The sequence below is a fragment of the Streptococcus merionis DSM 19192 genome (genome assembly GCF_000380085.1).
Classification (GTDB): domain Bacteria; phylum Bacillota; class Bacilli; order Lactobacillales; family Streptococcaceae; genus Streptococcus; species Streptococcus merionis.
Genome location: NZ_KB904538.1, coordinates 234,816 through 252,856, shown reverse-complemented (window position 1 = coordinate 252,856; position 18,041 = coordinate 234,816). Strand labels below are relative to the sequence as shown.

At 40.3% G+C, this 18,041-nt stretch carries 16 protein-coding genes; 14 read left to right on the top strand and 2 right to left on the bottom strand.

Features of this window, described 5'->3' with window-relative positions; genetic code table 11:
• Window positions 1-306: 306 nt before the first annotated feature.
• From pbp2b to A3I5_RS12030, 4 genes are all read left to right on the top strand, one after another.
• Window positions 307-2,412 carry a penicillin-binding protein PBP2B gene (gene pbp2b, locus A3I5_RS0101220; protein WP_018372792.1) on the top strand — a complete coding sequence of 702 codons (2,106 nt, stop codon included), beginning with the start codon at window positions 307-309 and terminating at the stop codon, window positions 2,410-2,412.
• 9 nt (window positions 2,413-2,421) lie between these two features.
• Window positions 2,422-3,018 carry a recombination mediator RecR gene (recR, locus tag A3I5_RS0101215; RefSeq protein ID WP_018372791.1) on the top strand — a complete coding sequence of 199 codons (597 nt, stop codon included), beginning with the start codon at window positions 2,422-2,424 and terminating at the stop codon, window positions 3,016-3,018.
• Between the two features lie 344 nt (window positions 3,019-3,362).
• The gene (locus A3I5_RS0101210; protein WP_018372790.1) at window positions 3,363-4,406 is read left to right on the top strand and encodes a D-alanine--D-alanine ligase; all 1,044 of its coding nucleotides are present in this window, start codon (window positions 3,363-3,365) and stop codon (window positions 4,404-4,406) included.
• 347 nt (window positions 4,407-4,753) lie between these two features.
• A complete protein-coding gene (locus A3I5_RS12030) occupies window positions 4,754-5,473 on the top strand; it encodes a hypothetical protein (RefSeq protein ID WP_018372789.1) in 720 nt (239 codons plus the stop codon).
• A gap of 254 nt (window positions 5,474-5,727) precedes the next feature.
• Here the strand turns inward: A3I5_RS12030 and A3I5_RS12530 are convergent, their stop codons facing one another.
• Window positions 5,728-5,898: a hypothetical protein gene (locus A3I5_RS12530; RefSeq protein ID WP_018372788.1), complete on the bottom strand. Its 171-nt coding sequence runs from the start codon at window positions 5,896-5,898 to the stop codon at window positions 5,728-5,730.
• A 327-nt stretch (window positions 5,899-6,225) separates the two neighbouring features.
• Here A3I5_RS12530 and A3I5_RS12525 point away from each other — a divergent pair, with 327 nt between their 5' ends.
• From A3I5_RS12525 to smc, 6 genes are all read left to right on the top strand, one after another.
• Window positions 6,226-6,378, top strand: a complete 153-nt coding sequence (locus A3I5_RS12525; protein ID WP_018372787.1) for a hypothetical protein — start codon at window positions 6,226-6,228, stop codon at window positions 6,376-6,378.
• 97 nt (window positions 6,379-6,475) lie between these two features.
• Complete coding sequence (gene yycF / locus A3I5_RS0101190; RefSeq protein WP_018372786.1) at window positions 6,476-7,180, top strand: response regulator YycF; 705 nt, start codon at window positions 6,476-6,478, stop codon at window positions 7,178-7,180.
• Window positions 7,173-8,558 (top strand): cell wall metabolism sensor histidine kinase VicK, encoded by a 1,386-nt coding sequence (gene vicK, locus A3I5_RS0101185; protein ID WP_018372785.1) that lies wholly within the window; start codon window positions 7,173-7,175, stop codon window positions 8,556-8,558. The genes yycF and vicK overlap by 8 nt, the downstream gene beginning before the upstream one ends.
• Entirely contained in the window at window positions 8,545-9,348 is an 804-nt protein-coding gene (locus A3I5_RS0101180) for an MBL fold metallo-hydrolase (RefSeq protein ID WP_018372784.1), read from the top strand. The genes vicK and A3I5_RS0101180 overlap by 14 nt, the downstream gene beginning before the upstream one ends.
• Before the next feature lie 402 nt (window positions 9,349-9,750).
• Window positions 9,751-10,446: a ribonuclease III gene (gene rnc, locus A3I5_RS0101175; protein ID WP_018372783.1), complete on the top strand. Its 696-nt coding sequence runs from the start codon at window positions 9,751-9,753 to the stop codon at window positions 10,444-10,446.
• Window positions 10,447-10,448: 2 nt separating this feature from the next.
• Window positions 10,449-13,982 (top strand): chromosome segregation protein SMC, encoded by a 3,534-nt coding sequence (gene smc, locus A3I5_RS0101170; protein ID WP_018372782.1) that lies wholly within the window; start codon window positions 10,449-10,451, stop codon window positions 13,980-13,982.
• A gap of 418 nt (window positions 13,983-14,400) precedes the next feature.
• Here smc and A3I5_RS0101160 read toward each other — a convergent pair whose 3' ends face one another.
• On the bottom strand, window positions 14,401-15,252 hold the full coding sequence (locus A3I5_RS0101160; protein WP_018372781.1) for a helix-turn-helix domain-containing protein: 852 nt from the start codon (window positions 15,250-15,252) through the stop codon (window positions 14,401-14,403).
• Window positions 15,253-15,333: 81 nt separating this feature from the next.
• Between A3I5_RS0101160 and A3I5_RS0101155 the strand changes: the two genes are divergently transcribed.
• Genes A3I5_RS0101155 through A3I5_RS0101140 form a run of 4 tightly spaced genes read left to right on the top strand, consistent with a single transcriptional unit; the run spans window position 15,334 to window position 17,959 of the window.
• Complete coding sequence (locus tag A3I5_RS0101155; protein WP_018372780.1) at window positions 15,334-15,552, top strand: hypothetical protein; 219 nt, start codon at window positions 15,334-15,336, stop codon at window positions 15,550-15,552.
• Entirely contained in the window at window positions 15,549-16,205 is a 657-nt protein-coding gene (locus A3I5_RS0101150) for an HAD family hydrolase (protein WP_018372779.1), read from the top strand. Before A3I5_RS0101155 ends, A3I5_RS0101150 begins: the two co-directional genes overlap by 4 nt.
• A gap of 9 nt (window positions 16,206-16,214) precedes the next feature.
• A complete protein-coding gene (locus tag A3I5_RS12025; RefSeq protein ID WP_018372778.1) occupies window positions 16,215-16,706 on the top strand; it encodes an LbetaH domain-containing protein in 492 nt (163 codons plus the stop codon).
• Window positions 16,707-16,723: 17 nt separating this feature from the next.
• Window positions 16,724-17,959: an ATP-grasp domain-containing protein gene (locus A3I5_RS0101140; protein ID WP_018372777.1), complete on the top strand. Its 1,236-nt coding sequence runs from the start codon at window positions 16,724-16,726 to the stop codon at window positions 17,957-17,959.
• Window positions 17,960-18,041: the final 82 nt, after the last annotated feature.

Below are 18,041 nucleotides of genomic sequence, written 5' to 3'. Positions count from 1 at the left end.
ATGATTGTATTTACTGTTTCAACAAAACAAAAAATTGGAGAAGATTTCTTCATGTATTTGGTTTGGAAATGCGCGCCTGTATTCCTTTGATTCAGAGGTCGTTTTTTACAGTTTTTGAAGGCATACGGATGGTATTTTGAAAAGGCTAGCGATGAGGAGAGGAAATCGAACCGTGAACAAAATTGTTGAGTGATGAATGCAGATTTCTAATTTTTGGTGTCTAACTCATTGTCATCTTTATGCCCATTTTTTGGAAAAATTATGATAGAATAGGGGTTAGATTGTTAGGAAAGAGAGTGTTCGTGTTTGTCGTTTAAAAACTGGCTAAAGAGCAGGAAAGAGTCTTTTGAAAAGCCTCGCGAGAAAGGTTATCAAGAGGTAACAACAAGGCGTTTGTACATTATTTTTGCGGGTGTTGTTATCCTCTTTCTAGGGCTGATTGGTCGTCTGGGTCAGATGCAGTTGCTCAACAAGGATTTTTACCAGCAAAAATTGGCGACCGCTAGTCAAAAAACAGTGACTAGTGGTGGTGTACGTGGAGAGATCTATGATGCTAAAGGGACTCCCTTAGTAAAAAATACAAGATTTAAGGCCCTCTTTTTTACGCGTTCCAATCGCATGACCAGTGATGAGATGCGTCAGCTAGCTCAAGATATCCATCAGCAGGTCAAGCCAAAAGCGGTCACAGTTAGTGAGCGGGATAAAAAAGATTATTATCTAGCAAACTCTGAAACTTATCGCCAAGTGGTCAATGCTTTGCCAGATAGTAAACGGTTTGATAGGGTGGGAAATTTCTTGCCTGAGGCAACTATCTATGCCAATGCGATTGCCAGTCTTAAATCAGCAGACTTAACGTTCTCTGCAGAGGAAGAAGAAGTGATTGAGTTTTATTCTCAACTAAATGCAGCAGCTTATTTTGAAACGGTTCAATTGGATACAGAACCTTTGACTGCTGACCAAGCTGATCAATTTTCCAAGGATGATCGCTTGAAAGCGATAGGATTAGCAGTAGATGACGCTTGGAGGCGAGATGTTTTGCCCACATCATTGGCCAGTCTTATCGGTCGTGTGTCTACTCAAGAAGCGGGTTTGCCAGAAGAAGAGGCGCAGGATTATCTTGACAAAGGCTACTCGCTCAATGATCGTGTGGGAACATCTTATCTGGAAAAGCAGTATGAGAGTGTTCTTCAAGGCCAGCGTGAGGTCAAAAAAGTTCATTTGGATAAAAATGGTAACGTAGAATCTGAAGAAATTGTGACGGAAAGCCAAAAAGGTCAAAACTTGAAATTAACCATTGACTTGGCATTTCAAGATGGCGTTAACCAGATCTTGCAGAATTATTTTAAGGAAGAATTAGCGAAAGGCACAACAACCTACTCAGAAGGCATTTATGCTGTAGCTCTCAATCCTAATACTGGGGCTATTTTAGCCATGTCTGGCTTCAATCATGAAAATGGAAGCGACAACCTTCAAGAAAATGCTCTCGGAGCTGTTAACAATGTGTTTGTGCCAGGATCCATCGTCAAGGCTGCGACCTTAACTGCTGGATGGGAAACTGGTGCTATTGCTGGAAATCAGATTCTGACGGACCAGCCGATTGTCTTTGCACAGTCTGCTCCCATCACGTCGTGGTTTACACGATTTGGCAACCTCAATATCAATGCTGTTCAGGCTTTGCAATACTCGTCCAACACCTACATGGTTCAAGTTGCGCTCAAGATGATGGGACAGGATTATCACCCTAATATGCTGGTTCAAACAGGCCAATTAGAGACTGCTATGACTAGTCTTAGAAACAGTTTTGCCCAGTATGGGCTCGGTGTGGCTACGGGGATTGATTTACCAGTAGAGTCTCTTGGCTTCACTCCCAAAGACTATACTTTGGGACATTATTTGACCAATAGTTTTGGACAGTTTGACAATTACACGCCGATGCAGATGGCTCAGTATGCCGCTACGATTGCTAATGGGGGTCAGCGTATTGCTCCGCATTTGGTTGATGGCATCTATGCTAATGATGCTCAAGGAAATTTAGGTGATCTTGTTGAATCTAAGCAGACGCAGGTGCTGAATCAAGTTGGAATCTCGCCTGACAACATGGCCCTTTTACAGAATGGTTTTTACCAAGTTGTTAATAACCCATCTGGTTATTCGACAGGAAGATCAATCGCTCAAGGAGCAGCAGTGGCAATCTCTGCAAAGACAGGGACAGCAGAAACCTTTGTCACTGATAGCCAAGGTCAGCAAAGAGAGGCTATCAATACGAATGTTGTTGCCTACGCACCGAGTCAGAATCCTCAAATTGCTGTAGCAGTTGTTCTGCCTCATGTTACAGATTTGGATTCTAAAACCAGTCATTTTATTACCCGAGATATTATCAATCTCTATCATCAATTGCACCCTATGAATTAAAGGAAATCTATGTTATACCCTACCCCGATTGCCAAATTAATCGACTCTTACTCTAAACTACCAGGAATCGGTATTAAGACAGCGACGCGTTTAGCCTTTTACACCATTGGTATGTCTGATGAGGATGTCAATACCTTTGCGAAAAATCTTTTGTCTGCCAAGCGTGAGTTGACCTACTGCAGTAAATGTGGTAATCTGACGGATGAAGATCCATGTGCTATTTGCGAGGACGAGACTAGAGATCGCTCGACTATCCTAGTTGTTGAAGACAGTCGTGATGTCTCGGCTATGGAGAATATCCAGGAATACCGCGGCCTTTACCATGTTTTGCAGGGGTTGATTTCGCCAATGAACGGGATTGGACCTGATGACATCAATCTAAAAAGTCTGATTAGTCGTCTTATGGACTCAGAAGTCACTGAGGTTATTGTCGCGACAAATGCTACTGCAGATGGTGAAGCGACTGCTATGTATATCTCGCGAGTGCTTAAACCTGCTGGTATCAAAGTGACGCGTCTAGCACGTGGCCTTGCAGTTGGAGCGGATATTGAATATGCGGATGAATTGACCCTTTTAAGAGCGATTCAAAATCGAACTGAATTATAAGGTGTAGCTGTTCAGGCTATTCTCCGAAGCGAGCTCAATAAAGAGTTACAGCCCAGTTCTCGCATTTCAGTCTGGTTTTCTCACTATTACCATCCGTTTTTTTGAGTTAGCTTCATTCTAGTTTCACTATTTTTAATCACAAAAAGATCATTTCGCAGTTATTTGGAAATGGGAATGAAAAAGGATAAGCGAGGAACTCTTTTAGCTTGATGAGGTTTTTAACCACTGCTAAAAGTTAGCTCGATATTCAAAAGGAACGTATCTCACTTGCGAAGCACAGCTTCTAATGTCGTTGCTATTTATAAATGACACATGACTATAACTAATGAGAAAAGGATAACAATATGTCTAAAGAAATCTTAATTTTGCTTTATGGCGGTCGCTCAGCGGAGCGTGAAGTCTCTGTCTTATCAGCTGAAAGCGTCATGCATGCAGTGGATTACGATCGCTTTGTGGTCAAGACTTACTTTATCACACAGTCAGGTGACTTTATCCAGACCCAGGTCTTTAAAAGCAGACCTGCAGACGACGAGCGTCTCATGACGAACAGTACGATCGATTGGGAAGCTAAAATACCAGCGTCAGCTATTTACGAAGAGGGCGCCGTGGTCTTTCCTCTACTACACGGCCCCATGGGTGAGGACGGCTCTATGCAAGGTTTCCTAGAGGTTTTGAAACTTCCTTATGTGGGAACAAATGTCTTGGCATCGAGTTTGGCCATGGACAAGATTGCGACCAAGCAGGTTTTGGCCTCCTACGGTATTCCACAAGTGGCTTATGTCGCCATCTCAGCCAGTCATGACCGTCAGGCTAAAATGGCTGAGATCAATGGCCAGCTGACCTACCCAGTCTTTGTGAAGCCATCGAATATGGGATCAAGCGTTGGCATTTCCAAGGTGGATACACCAGACGAGCTGGAAGCAGCTCTTGATGTGGCTTTCCGGTATGATAGTCGAGTACTCGTTGAGCAAGGCGTTGTGGCGCGTGAAATCGAGATCGGACTTTTGGGAAATCATGAGATTAAGACAACAGAACCAGGAGAAGTCGTTAAGGATGTAGCCTTTTACGACTATGATGCTAAGTACATTGATAACCGAATTACTATGGCTATTCCAGCCGAGATTTCAGAGGAAGTTGCTCTGAAAATGCGTGGCTATGCCAAAGTTGCTTTCGCAGCTATTGGCGGCACAGGTTTGTCACGGTGCGATTTCTTCTATACAGAAGATGGCGACGTCTTTCTCAATGAGCTCAATACAATGCCAGGCTTTACTCAATGGTCTATGTATCCTTTACTTTGGGATAATATGGGTGTGGCCTATCCTGACTTGATTGCGGAGTTAGTTCGTCTAGCCAAGCAAGCTTTCCTTGAACGAGAAAGTCATTTGTAAACAAGATTATCGGATTTTTAAACGGGCTTGTATCTTGGAATTGAATTTGGGCTAAAATGCTCGGTAAAATGCGTGACTTCCCTTGAGTCTTTAGACTCATCGGTCACTCCCTTGTTTTCCATCGCATTTCTACACGCCCTTTGTATCTTAAAACTGAACACGCCCTAAAAAGCTAAATGGCATTTGGTATGGTTAGGGCCGTAGCCGTCTGGATTTCCTTCGATTTCATCTGTGGAAATCCTAGTCGTCTTGGCCGGGGTGCGTCAACGTCATCGAAGATGACTGACTTACCGCCATTTTCCACGCTTTTCTTAACGGGCTTTGTATCTTAATATAAGGAGATGGTAATGGAATATGCTGTTTTGATAGTCGTCTTATTGGGGATTGGTGCTCTGTCAATTCCGGCTCTGAAAAATGCTGAGCGTAAGAGAACGCAGGCAAAACTCAGTTTTTTGACAACTAGGCTATCTTCAAATGCTAAGCAGCTGGCTATGACGACAGCTACTAAGTTTCCAACAGATTATCAGCGCTTGCAACAGCAAGTAGCAACAGATATGACAGAGTTATCCAAGTTATTAAAGGCGAAAGAAGGAGCTATCTCCTTTGATTTAAGTCAATCTGCTTGGGATTTAATCGAAGAGTCATCAGCACTTTTACCGACACAGGGAGTGATCAAGCGTCCACAAAGGACACTCAATCAGGACGAGAAACTTCTATTAACTTCAGGTCATCTTAAAAAAGCCGTGCCAGAACTTTGGCCGACTTTAGAAAATATTCAACAAGATGATGCGGAAATCCGTCAAAAAATCCAAGAAAAGAATTTGCCAAATCAACAGGAGTTGTTAGCTGTCCATGAAGCTAATATGGCTAGATATCAGGACATTTTGGATGGCTATTTGAAAATCAAGGCAGAACCTAAAGCCTACTATCAAGCCGAGGAGCGTTTGTTGAAAAGCCAGCGAGCGCTTGCCAAGTTTGATGAAGATCTGGATGAAACCTTGCGGCAGATCAATGAAGATGATATGATGAACTTTGAGATTAGTCTTCGCATGATGAATCAAGAGTGATTACTTATTTTTTTCTTTCAATAGACTTGTTCGGAAATCGAAAATGTTTTAAAAAACAGACTTCTCCATCGTTTAAGCGAGATGACTGTCATAACAATTTAAAAATCTAGAACAATAATTATGAAAAGAGAACAACTTTTCAATGAGTTTCTGAACAAGCCTAATAATGCAAAAGCTAGGAATCGGGTGTCCTAGCTTTTAACTTTTATTTTGTTTTTGTTTTGAAAAAGTGAGCTGACTCTTTGCTCGAAAAATCACTGATCTTGTACAAAATACCCAACTCCTATTAGTGAACTGATAAGAAGTATCCCGATAACTACCATACCTGGCTGGATAAGAGCCAGTGGTAGCAGGGTCAAGACCAATAAAGTAATGAATCCAGAGATGCTCAGCCATCTCTTGTCATGAAGCAACTGTCTGTGCATGCAGAACTCCTTTCCCAAAAGGGTTAATAGATTGAGATAACTTATTTACAGCTCTATTGTAACGCTAAAAGAAAGCCTTTTCAAGAAAAAAGAGGTAAATTCACAAAGTCTTTATATTGCGAAAATTAGAGCTTTTCTGCTATTATTAGACATAGAGTGACTAAGGGAAAAGACAGACTGTTTTAGCAAATTAAAGATAGGCTGCAATGCTTTTTCCTATGGCAAAAGAATTCTATTTGTTTCGATTTCTAAGTGTTTTGATGGTTGAAAAAATATCCCTTTAACTCAGGGATTTTGCTTATGAATACAGATTCTAAGGAGATTAACATGATAACGATAGAAGAATTAGTGTCTGGGCAAGTGGATGGGCTGACATCCGCTTCTCAAAGTTGGAACGATGCCACTTTAGCTATTGTTCGTGAGGCGCCTGAGGGAGTAACAGCTTATGACATTATATTAGCAAGTTTTGACGAAAATTAAAGGAATGTTAAAGGACTGTAACAGCTGTTAGAAATCAACCTTTTAGATAAAAATTTGGTATAATGGTTAAATAGAATCATAGATTGAGGAAATTCGGATGAAAAAAATCTTAGTCGTTGACGATGAAAAACCAATTTCAGATATTATAAAATTTAACATGACTCGCGAGGGTTATGAAGTCGTGACGGCCTTTGATGGTCGCGAAGCTTTGGCGCAGTTTGAAGCTGAAAAGCCTGATATTCTTATTTTAGATTTGATGCTGCCAGAGTTGGATGGCCTTGAGGTGGCTCGCACGATTCGAAAGACGAGCAATGTGCCTATCATTGTGCTATCTGCTAAAGACAGTGAGTTTGATAAGGTCATCGGTCTTGAAATCGGCGCAGATGACTATGTTACCAAACCATTTTCAAATAGGGAGTTACAAGCACGTGTGAAAGCGTTGTTGCGCCGTAGCGAACTCTCTGAGCAGGTGCCAGAAGCAGATAGCAAGCAGATCTCTGAAATCATAGTGGGAGAATTGCAAATCTTGCCAGATGCCTTTTTGGTCCGTAAAAATGGGAGAGATTTAGAATTAACGCACCGTGAGTTTGAATTGGTGCATCACTTAGCGACTCACATGGGACAAGTTATGACTAGAGAACATTTGCTTGAGACCGTTTGGGGGTATGATTATTTTGGTGATGTCCGCACAGTTGATGTGACGGTTCGTCGTCTCCGCGAGAAAATTGAAGATGTACCAAGCCGCCCTGAGTATATCCTAACACGACGTGGCGTTGGTTATTACATAAGAACGAATGATTGAAAAACTGAAACTTTTTATTTTTTCTCAGGGCTTTGTCTTTACCATCATCGTGATTGGATTTGTTGCTATCATTGTGTTTCTACTGCTAGAAAACTATAAAGATAACAAGCAAATCAAACTCTTGAATAAAAAGGTTCAAGAACTTATTCACGGGGATTATTCTGAAGTTTTAGATGTCCTAGGTAGTCCTGAAATCACAGATATGACCAATAACCTCAACGATTTGTCTGAGGTTATTCGTCTTACGCAGGATTCGTTAGAACAGGAGAAAAATCGCCTATCGTCTATCCTGACTTATATGAGTGATGGGGTTGTCGCGACAGATCGGCTGGGACGTATCATTTTGATTAATGAAGCTGCCAAGCGCCAACTAGATTTACTGGATCAAACGTCAACTGGAGATATTATGCTGATGGACGTTCTTGATTTTCCAGAAGAATATGGCTTTAACGATTTGCTCAAGAAGACACCAGAACTCCTTATTGATCACATGAGTCAAAGTGGGGAATTTTTAACCTTGAGAGCCAGTCTGGCGCCGATTAGGCGTGAGTCAGGCTTTACAGCAGGGCTTGTTGTTGTTCTGAGGGACATGACAGAGCAAATCAAGGAAGAACGAGAGCGCCGGCTTTTCGTTTCAAACGTTAGTCATGAGCTGCGAACACCTTTGACATCGGTGAAGTCTTATCTGGAAGCTTTGCACGACGGTGCCTTGAATGATGCTGTAGCACCGAGCTTTGTCAAGGTCTCACTCGATGAAACTAACCGCATGATGCGGATGGTGACGGATTTGCTGAAGTTATCGCGTTTTGACAATAAAAACATCCAGCTAGAACTGGAATTGGTTAATTTTACAGCTTTTATCACCTTTATACTCAACCGCTTTGACCAGATGAAGCAGCAAGAGGATAAGAAGAATTATACTATTATCAGAGATTATCCGCTAAAACCAATTTGGATTGAGATTGATACGGATAAGATTTCTCAGGTGATTGACAATATTGTGAACAACGCGATAAAATACTCACCAGATGGCGGTAACATTACCATCGGTATGAAAACAACAGAGACACAGTTGATTATTTCGGTTGCAGACAAGGGACTTGGGATTCCTAAGGCAGACTTGCCTAAGATTTTTGACCGTTTTTACCGGGTGGACAAGGCACGCAGTCGCGCTCAAGGAGGAACAGGGCTTGGGCTTGCGATTTCAAAGGAAATTATTAAAGCACATCAAGGTTTTATCTGGGCTAAGAGTGACTATGGTAAGGGGTCAACCTTCACTATGGTGCTACCGTATGACAAGTCTATTTCAGGGGATTGGGAAGATACGGAAGTTTTAGATAAATTAGAAATGACGGAAACAATTAATGGAAGGATTTAAGTATAGTATTTTAGCTTCTGGCTCGACAGGCAATGCGTTCTACCTAGAATCAGATCAGAAAAAAATCCTTGTGGATGCGGGTTTGACTGGCAAAAAAGTAGAGCAGCTGCTCAATGAGATTGGTCGGAGTGCAGCAGATTTGGATGCTATCTTTATCACACATGAGCATAGTGACCATGTCAAAGGCGTTGGGATTTTGGCTCGGAAACATGGACTGGATCTTTACGCCAACGAGCAGACTTGGAAGATTATTGATGAGAAGAATCTCATTGGCGCGGTGCCTAATGAACAAAAGCATATCTTTCAGAGAGATAGCATGCGTGTTTTCGGGGATCTTGATATTGCCTCTTTTGCAGTTAGCCATGATGCAGTGGCACCTCAATTCTACCGTTTTATGAAAGACGGTAAGAGCTTTGTTATGTTGACCGATACGGGTTACGTTAGCGATCGTATGGTCGGCATGATTGAGAATGCGGATGGTTATCTGATTGAGGCCAATCATGACATCGAAATTTTGCGGGCGGGAAGTTACCCGTGGAAGACCAAGCAACGGATTCTTTCGGATGTTGGTCACTTGTGCAATGAGGATGGCGCAGAAGCCATGATTCGTAGTTTGGGAAATAAGACGAAGAAAATTTACCTCGGTCATTTATCTAAGGAAAACAATATTAAAGAATTGGCTCACATGACTGTCTTTAATCAACTGGCTCAGGCAGATATGCGTGTCGGTACGGATTTCCATCTCTATGACACATCACCAGATACTGCCACAGCGTTGACAGACATATAATAAATGATAGAAAATAGCTTAGCACTTTGCACGCTATTGAAAACCTAAGCGAGAGTGGACGAGGCTGGGCTCAAGGCCAACCTCACCTCTCATCGTTTGCGTAAACATCTCAGCGCAGTGGTTGGGAGTAAAATAATCCAGTGGATTATTTTAGCCCGAACCTAGAAATAAAAGAGTGAGGATAGTCGATTTCATTGAAATCACGACTTCTGTCTCACTCCCTGACTTACCGCCATTTTTCTACGCTTTTCTTAACGGCCTCATATCTTAAATAACTGAACACGGGCTAAAATGCTCGGTAAAATGCGTGAGTTCCCTTGAGTCTTCGGACTCATCGGTCACTCCCTTATTTTCCATCGCATTTTTGAACGCCCTTTGTATCTTAATAAAAGGATTATAATGATGAAAACCTTAACTGACTTAAATAAAAAGCTCCAAGTTGAATTTGGAATTGGTTTTGATGACTTGTCTCTGCTTGAGACAGCCTTCACCCACACTTCCTATGCCAATGAGCATCGCCTCTTAAAAATTTCACACAATGAACGCTTGGAATTTTTAGGAGACGCTGTTCTGCAGCTGATTATCTCCCAGTACCTTTATCAAAAATATCCCGACAAGCCTGAGGGTGACATGTCTAAACTCCGTTCGACTTTCGTACGGGAGGAGAGCTTGGCGGGCTTTTCGCGTGCCTGTGGCTTCGCTCCGTATCTCAAACTTGGTAAGGGCGAGGAGAAATCAGGTGGACGAGATCGCGACACGATTCTGGGAGATGCCTTTGAAGCATTTTTGGGCGCTTTACTTTTAGACAAGGGCATTGAGAGTGTTGAAGCATTCCTCTATAAGGTCATGATTCCACATTTGGAGCAGGGGACCTTTGCTAAGGTTGAGGATTATAAGACTAAGCTTCAGGAGATTCTTCAGGTCAATGGTGAGATAGACATTGATTATGTGGTAGTAGATGAGACAGGACCGGCCCATGACAAGGTCTTCCAAGTTGAAGTTCGTGTTAATGGACGTGTGGTCGGACATGGTCAGGGACGATCTAAGAAAATAGCGGAACAACAGGCTGCGCAGCATGCTGTGGAGCAGGGGAATTAAGCATGTACTTAAAAGAAATTCAAATGCAGGGCTTCAAGTCCTTTGCAGACAAGACCAAGGTGGTCTTTGATCAGGGTGTGACAGCGGTAGTCGGGCCTAATGGCTCAGGCAAGTCCAATATTACAGAAAGCTTGCGGTGGGCTTTGGGAGAATCTTCAGCTAAAAGCCTTCGCGGTGGTAAAATGCCCGATGTCATCTTTGCAGGGACAGAAAATCGCAAACCCTTAAACTTTGCCTCAGTCACTGTTGTCTTGGATAACAAGGATCATTTTATCAAGGATCAAGCTTCTGAAATAAAGGTAGAACGCCAGATCTACCGTAACGGTGATAGTGAATACCTGATTAATGGCAAAAAGGTTCGGCTGCGTGATGTTCATGACCTCTTTATGGATACGGGTCTAGGACGCGATTCTTTCTCTATTATCTCCCAAGGACGGGTTGAGGCTATTTTTAACTCGAAACCAGAAGAACGTCGTGCCATCTTTGAAGAAGCAGCCGGTGTCCTCAAGTATAAAACGCGTAAGAAAGAAACTCAAAGTAAGCTTAATCAAACTCAGGACAATCTGGATCGTTTAGAAGATATTATTTATGAGCTGGATGGGCAAGTCGCTCCGCTGGCTAGACAAGCCGAGACGGCTAAGCAATTTTTAACTTTAGATGAGGAGCGCCAGAAGCTCTATCTCAATGTTTTGGTCGCTCAAATCAAGGCCGGAAAAGGTCAATTGACCCAGCAAGAAGAAGCCTTGATGGCTGTTCAAGCAGACCTTCAGGCTTATTATGGTCAGCGAGATCAGATGGAAGCTGAAAACCAAGCCCTCAAACAGAAACGTCATCAGTTGCAGACCAAGGGGGAAACGCTACAGGCAGACATGGTTCAACTGACAGGCTTGATTGCTGACTTGGAAGGTAAGATTGCCCTTTACGATTTGGAAGCCAACCAAAATGCTGCTAGTAAGGCAGAGGCTCAGGAACGTTTGGCAGGTTTGAAAGAACGCCAAGAAGCTGTGCAGTCAGAATGGGTCGAAAAGAGTGAACTTGTTACTGCGACAGCTCAGCAACTAGCTGAACTAGAAAACCAAATTGTTCGATTGACCGAGGAAATTCAGAATTTTGCAGAGGATCCTGATACGGTCATCGAGGCACTCAGGGAAAAATTTGTCCTTCTGATGCAGGAGGAAGCGGACAAGTCCAATCAGTTGACAGCTTTGGATAAGCAAGCAGATTACCTCCGTCAGGCCTCTGAAAGCCAGTCAGCAGAGTTGGTCAAGCTCCAGACAGATTTAGAAGCGGCTCGTCAGGAATTATCAACTCAGCAGGCTCAGGCGGATCAAGCCAAGACGCAAGTTCAAGATTTGCTGGCTAGCTACCAAGCTGAAACGCAGAAACAAGCAACACTCCGTCAAGCTTATCAGCAGGCTCAGGCGACGATGTTTGATCTTATGGATCAGGTCAAATCCAAGCAAGCGCGTGAGCAGAGCCTCCAGCATATCCTCAAAAGTCATAGTCATTTTTACGCTGGGGTTCGTAGTGTTTTGCAAGAAGCTGAACGCCTCGGCGGTATTGTGGGTGCGGTTAGTGAGCACCTAACCTTTGATACTAAATATCAGACTGCGCTTGAGATTGCGCTTAGTGGGGCTGCCCAAAACATCATCGTGGCAGATGAGTCAGCGGCTACTCGTGCCATTGCTTTTCTCAAGAAAAACCGTCAGGGGCGTGCGACCTTCTTACCCTTGACCACCATAAAACCTCGTCATTTGGCTGATCATCACATGACTAGTATCAGTCAGCAGCCCGGCTTTTTAGGTTTGGCTGTTGATCTTGTTCAATATGACCCCTCTCATGCTAATATCTTCCAAAATTTACTAGGGCTCACAGCTATTTTTGAAACTCTGGAGCAGGCTAATCAAGCTGCGCGTTCTAGTCGTTTTCAGGTGCGTATTGTGACCCTAGATGGTTCTGAGATTCGCCCTGGCGGTGCCTACGCAGGTGGTGCTAACCGCCAAAACAACAGTAGCTTTATTAAACCTGAGTTAGATCAACTACAAGTTGCTATTGCTGATTTGCAAGGTCATCTGAAAGACTTGGAAAATCAAGTAGCTGAGCATCAAACGAATCTTCAAGCTCAGGAGGAAGTGCTGACTGAGTTGAAATCTCAAGGTGAAACCGCTCGTTTGGCTGAACAAAAGGCAGTCCTTGCCTTGGAAGCTAAGATCACGCAAGTATCGGATTTAGAAACTCAGCTAGCCTTGCAAGCTCAGGAAACTGGTCTTGAAGGTCTGGCTGACTTGGATAAGGAGCGTCTATCGCTCAAGCAAATCTTGGCAGAAATTGCTGAGAGCAAGGAAGCCATTACCCAGCAAATTGATCAGGTAAAAGGTGATAAGGATGCGGTGGAAGCTCGCTTGAACGAGCTCAACACGTCTCTCTCTCAAAAGCGTGTAGAAGAAAGTCAAGTTCAGGGAGAGGCTCGCTTTGCTCAGACCGAGCAAAACCGTCTTAAGCAAGAATTAGGCCGTCTATCAGATGAGATTTCTGCCTTGGAAAGTGTCATTGCTAGTAAGACCAGTCAGTTAACTTCTGAGGATAAGGAGCGCTTCAGCAACCAGTTGGCAGAGAGTCAAAAGCGTAGGGAAATTCTGCAACAAGAGCAAATTCGTCATCGCTTTGAACTGGAAGATATTGATGGTCAGTCTGAAGATTTGGCGACTCGTATGGCAGAAGCCAGAAGTAAGAATGAGGATATGATCCGCCGTCAGACCAAGCTAGAAACAGACATTGAGCATCTGTCAGACCATCTGAAAGGCCTCTTAGGAAATCTGACAGAGCAATTTCAACTCAGTTTTGAGGCAGCAGAAAGTCAGGCCGAAACTTTGGAAAATCTTGTTGAGGCCGAGCAAGCTCTCAAGCAGTTGGAAGGCAAGATTCGTCGATTAGGTCCTATCAATTTGGAGGCTATTGCTCAGTTTGAAGAAGTGAGTGAGCGTTTGACTTTCCTCAATGGCCAGAGAGACGATCTTCTTTCGGCTAAAAATCTCTTGCTGGAGACCATTCAGGAGATGGATCAGGAGGTCAAGGAGCGCTTCCAAGAAACCTTTGAGGCGATTCGCGTTTCCTTCCAACAAACCTTCCAACAGATGTTTGGCGGTGGTTCTGCGGATCTAATTTTGACGGCATCGGACTTGCTTTCTGCAGGGATTGAGATTTCCGTGCAACCTCCTGGTAAGAAGATTCAGTCCCTCAACCTCATGTCTGGTGGTGAGAAAGCCCTATCGGCTCTCGCTCTGCTATTTGCCATTATCCGTGTTAAGACCATTCCTTTCGTCATTCTGGACGAGGTGGAAGCAGCGCTTGATGAGGCCAATGTCAAGCGATTTGGAGACTATCTCAACCGCTTTGATAAGTCTAGCCAGTTTATCGTCGTGACCCACCGAAAAGGAACCATGGCTGCGGCTGATGCTATGTATGGGGTAACCATGCAAGAATCTGGTGTGTCTAAAATCGTCTCAGTCAAGCTAAAGGATTTGGAGCAGGAATAAGAATCTCATAAGTGATGTGTTTTGAATTTTTTGGGGGGCTTGACCAAGTTCAGCCCCCGCAAAAAACGCAAATAGTAGCAGAAAAAGCCATCTTGCAGGACAGCAATTGAGCTGTGAAAACAGGTTCTGACATTCTCCGTAAAAACGTCCAGTCTTGGGCGTTTTTTTGTCTTTCGTGGTATAATAAAAGTAATATTTCCTTGTTGAGAGTGTGGTGTTGATATGATAAAACTAATCGCAACAGAAATCAGAATAAGGTAATTGATACAATAGAATACAAAGAAAGCCTTGGAATTAGTTGTTTCCAAGGCTTTTTAACTGTCTGTAGATACGGACTCAAGGTCAAGAGGGAAGCCACATTTTCGTTGAGACACCTTTGATTTGTAAATAGTTAAAAGGTAGAGAATAGTTTCATTTATTATTTGTTTACCAGTTTATCAAAATGGTTAGTATAGTGTAATTTTAACTTGTCTTCTCTTAAAATATCAAGTACTTGTATGGCCTGTTTCATTTTTTCAATTCCACTAGTTGATTGGCGACGCTTAAATTCAAAGTAACCAGTTGCATAGAGAAAAACTGTCTGTTCATAAAAGTTTAATTCATTATCTAACAACGCTTTTATCTCATCAATTAAATAGGAGCAATTAGTAAATTCTTTCATATCTATGCTAAGGATTAAACAATTGATAGCAAGCTGAGTGACAATTCGTTTATTAGTTTTATTTAATGAAGAGTAGATGTAATTATTTAACATTTCCTTTGTCAATAGGAAGTAGGAATTGTAGTTAATTGTTCGTACACAGTTACCTAATAAAATGATCTCATAGTAACCCCATTTTTCAACTTTGAAGAGATAATCTGTCAATTGAAGTAATTCTTCATCTGATGGAAAAATAGTTGAATCCATTGTATATAGAATTGATTTTACCATTGTTTTTTCAAAAGAATTTAAAGTGAAATTTGAGGGGGCAGAAAGTAGTGATTTTATATTATTGATATTTTGTAACGAATACTGTTTACGAATGTACTGTACCAAGTTAGTAAATGACTCAGTTTGGGTATAGTCTCGATCATGTAGAATTAGAAACTCATCCAAAGTAATGTGCAACTTGTCTAGAATATTGATAAGCCTAATACATGATATTTCTGATTCTCCACGTTCAAATCGTGATATTTGAGATTTAGAAAGGTACTCATCTGCAACAGAGCAGAGACTGACCTGCTTTCCTTTGCGGACTTTTCTAAGTATGATGCCAAGTTTTGATTTCATGATTTTTCCCATTTTCCCAACAAATAAAAGAATTAATTTTATTTATTGTACAATAAATAAAAACTAAAAGGAAGTCTGAGCATGAAGAAAATTTATAGTATTAATCAAATATGTAATGTTAGAAAGTTGAAATACTGTTTAATTTTTCGTATCTTATCAGTTTTACCATTTAGTGAATTAGATGAGTCTGATAAGAAGTTAATTACTGATTTTGTTGAACAAATTGATAGCTGGGATTGGAAAAGTATCGAAAATATTTGGGAGAATATATTAAGTTGGGTTTTAGGTGAATTAGTATGAAAGGATTATTGAATAATAAAAAAGTTATTATATTTGATTTCGATGGATTACTAGTGAATACTGAGAAAATTTACTTACAGGGCTGGGTAATAGCATTCAAAACATACTCTGTAAAAGTATCTGAAGAGTTGTTACGTAGCTTTTCGGGTAAGTCTATTGAGGAAGTTGATAGCATACTACAAAGTCAGGGAATTAGCTTTAAATTATTAAAACAAGTGAGAAAATATAGGGAAAGGTATATTCAGGATATGATCGAATCCTCTACCATAACCCTTCTCCCAGGAGTAAAAGAGTTTTTAGAATATACTTTTCCGAAATATAAGTTAGCTATATGTTCATCATCACCGCGAAATCGAATTGAAGCAATACTTAATTATTTAGATATTATTCATTATTTTGATAAGATAGTTGCTTATGAAGATACAATAGAGCATAAACCGAGTTCAGAGCCTTATAAAAAAATAATTGAATATTATGGTATACAGCAATCTAATATTATTGCTTTTGAAGACTCTTATGCAGGAATTAGTTCGGCTAAAGTGAATCATATTGAAACTCACTGCATTAGTGAATTTCTATTCTCAGATTATCTGAAGATAGGTACTATAAAATTTTTTCACAAGAATTTTTATGAAGTGATGCGAGCATTGTAGGGGAAAATTATGTTAATACAAGACTTAAAAGTAAACCATCATTTTTGGTCATGGATACTTTTGATTATATTCAGATATGGACAATTTATTGATAGATTGCCGTTATTTTCAATAATAAAATTTCTATTATTAATTCCATATTTTTTAGGAGATTTAATAGTTATAGAAGGATTATTACACTGCCATTTTCCCCGAACTATAAAAATTGAACCAGGTATTTCTTTATTTCATCCTTACGGAATTATGATTAATAGAAATACTATTATTGGTTCCGGTGTAATTATTAGAAATGATGTAACAATAGGGGTAAAACATCAAGGTGAACCAACATTTGCAATAATTGAGTCAGGTGTAGATATTGGGGCTGGTGCAAAAATATTAGGGAGTGTAAGAATTGGCCATTCTTGTAAAATTGGTGCTAATGCAGTTGTATTAAAAAGTTTTGAAGAGGGAAGTGTAATAGCGGGTGTTCCAGCACAAAAAATTAGAAGCTATAGTTAAGAAAGGAAAAAATTATAATGAAGATTTTTTTAAACAAGTACTCAACTAGAATTTTTAGATTAGACTATATTTATGATGAAGATTTTATTATTTTAGCACCAAAAGAACGGGAAAATAAATATGAAAAATCAATTAAAGAAGGTTTAAAAAAAGCAAAAGTATTATTTTTAGAAGATTATACTTTACCAAATTTAGTATCAAGAATTAGAATTCTAAGTAAGAAATTTCCGATTGAGAGTGTTATTACATTGAGTGAGGAGTATATTGATTGGGCGGGTTTTTTAAATGACCATTTTGTAGAAAAAAATACAAAATCGGTTTCAAATTTAATGTTTAAAGATAAATTTTATATGCGATCATTTTTAATGGATATTGTTGCTCAACCATATTTTAGATTGTTAGAATCAGAAAATGATATAAAAATGTTCTGGGAAAATAGTTGTACTAATACGGCAATTATAAAGCCAAGAAGAGGTGCAGCATGTATAGGTGTTAGAAAAATTGACAAAGAAACTGTGTTAGATGATAGTTATTTTGGAGATCATTTTATGATTGAAGAATTTGTGGAATTAAAAAGCATGATTACCTGCGATGGATATGCAATTGGAAATTCAATAAAACGATTTTTTGTTCATGATAATGTTAAACTGCTTTTGGAATCCTTGAACTCTACTAATGGATATTATTTGTTAAGAACAAGCAGATTTTACTCAGACACTGATCTTATTAGGTTGATTTTTTTGGAGTGTGAAAAAATAATTAAAGAATTTTCTGTAAGCGGTGAGCTGACTCCTTTTCACTTTGAGTGGTTTGTTGATCCTTATAAAGGACAAGTGGTACTTTGTGAAGTTGGAAAACGATTTGGTGGAGGAGATATTCCAGACCTAATTAATGATGTTTACGATGTCAATATTTTAAAAGAGTACTGGCAAATAATGTCTTCTTCAAATAGTATTGAAAATATTGACTATGGTAAAACTGTTAAGATACCTGAAAAAATTGCTGCAACTTTTGCTTTATATAAACAAACTGGATACGTCCAAATACTTCCAGATGCAAATGAATTGCCGTGGGCAGAAAGTGTATACTTTACAATCAATATTGGAGACTATGTTAAAGCATCGGAAAATATTGTAGAAAATTCATTACTCGTTCGATTTATTTGTAATAATGAAAAGGAATTTCAAGAGAAAACCGAACAACTAGAAATGTTTTCAGAAAAGATTGTATACTCTAGAACTCAGGTTAAATAACTAAAAAATGAATTATGACTATAGAAAGAAATTTGAGGTTGTAGCGTATTATTTTTTGTTTGCTGAATTAGAAATTATCGTC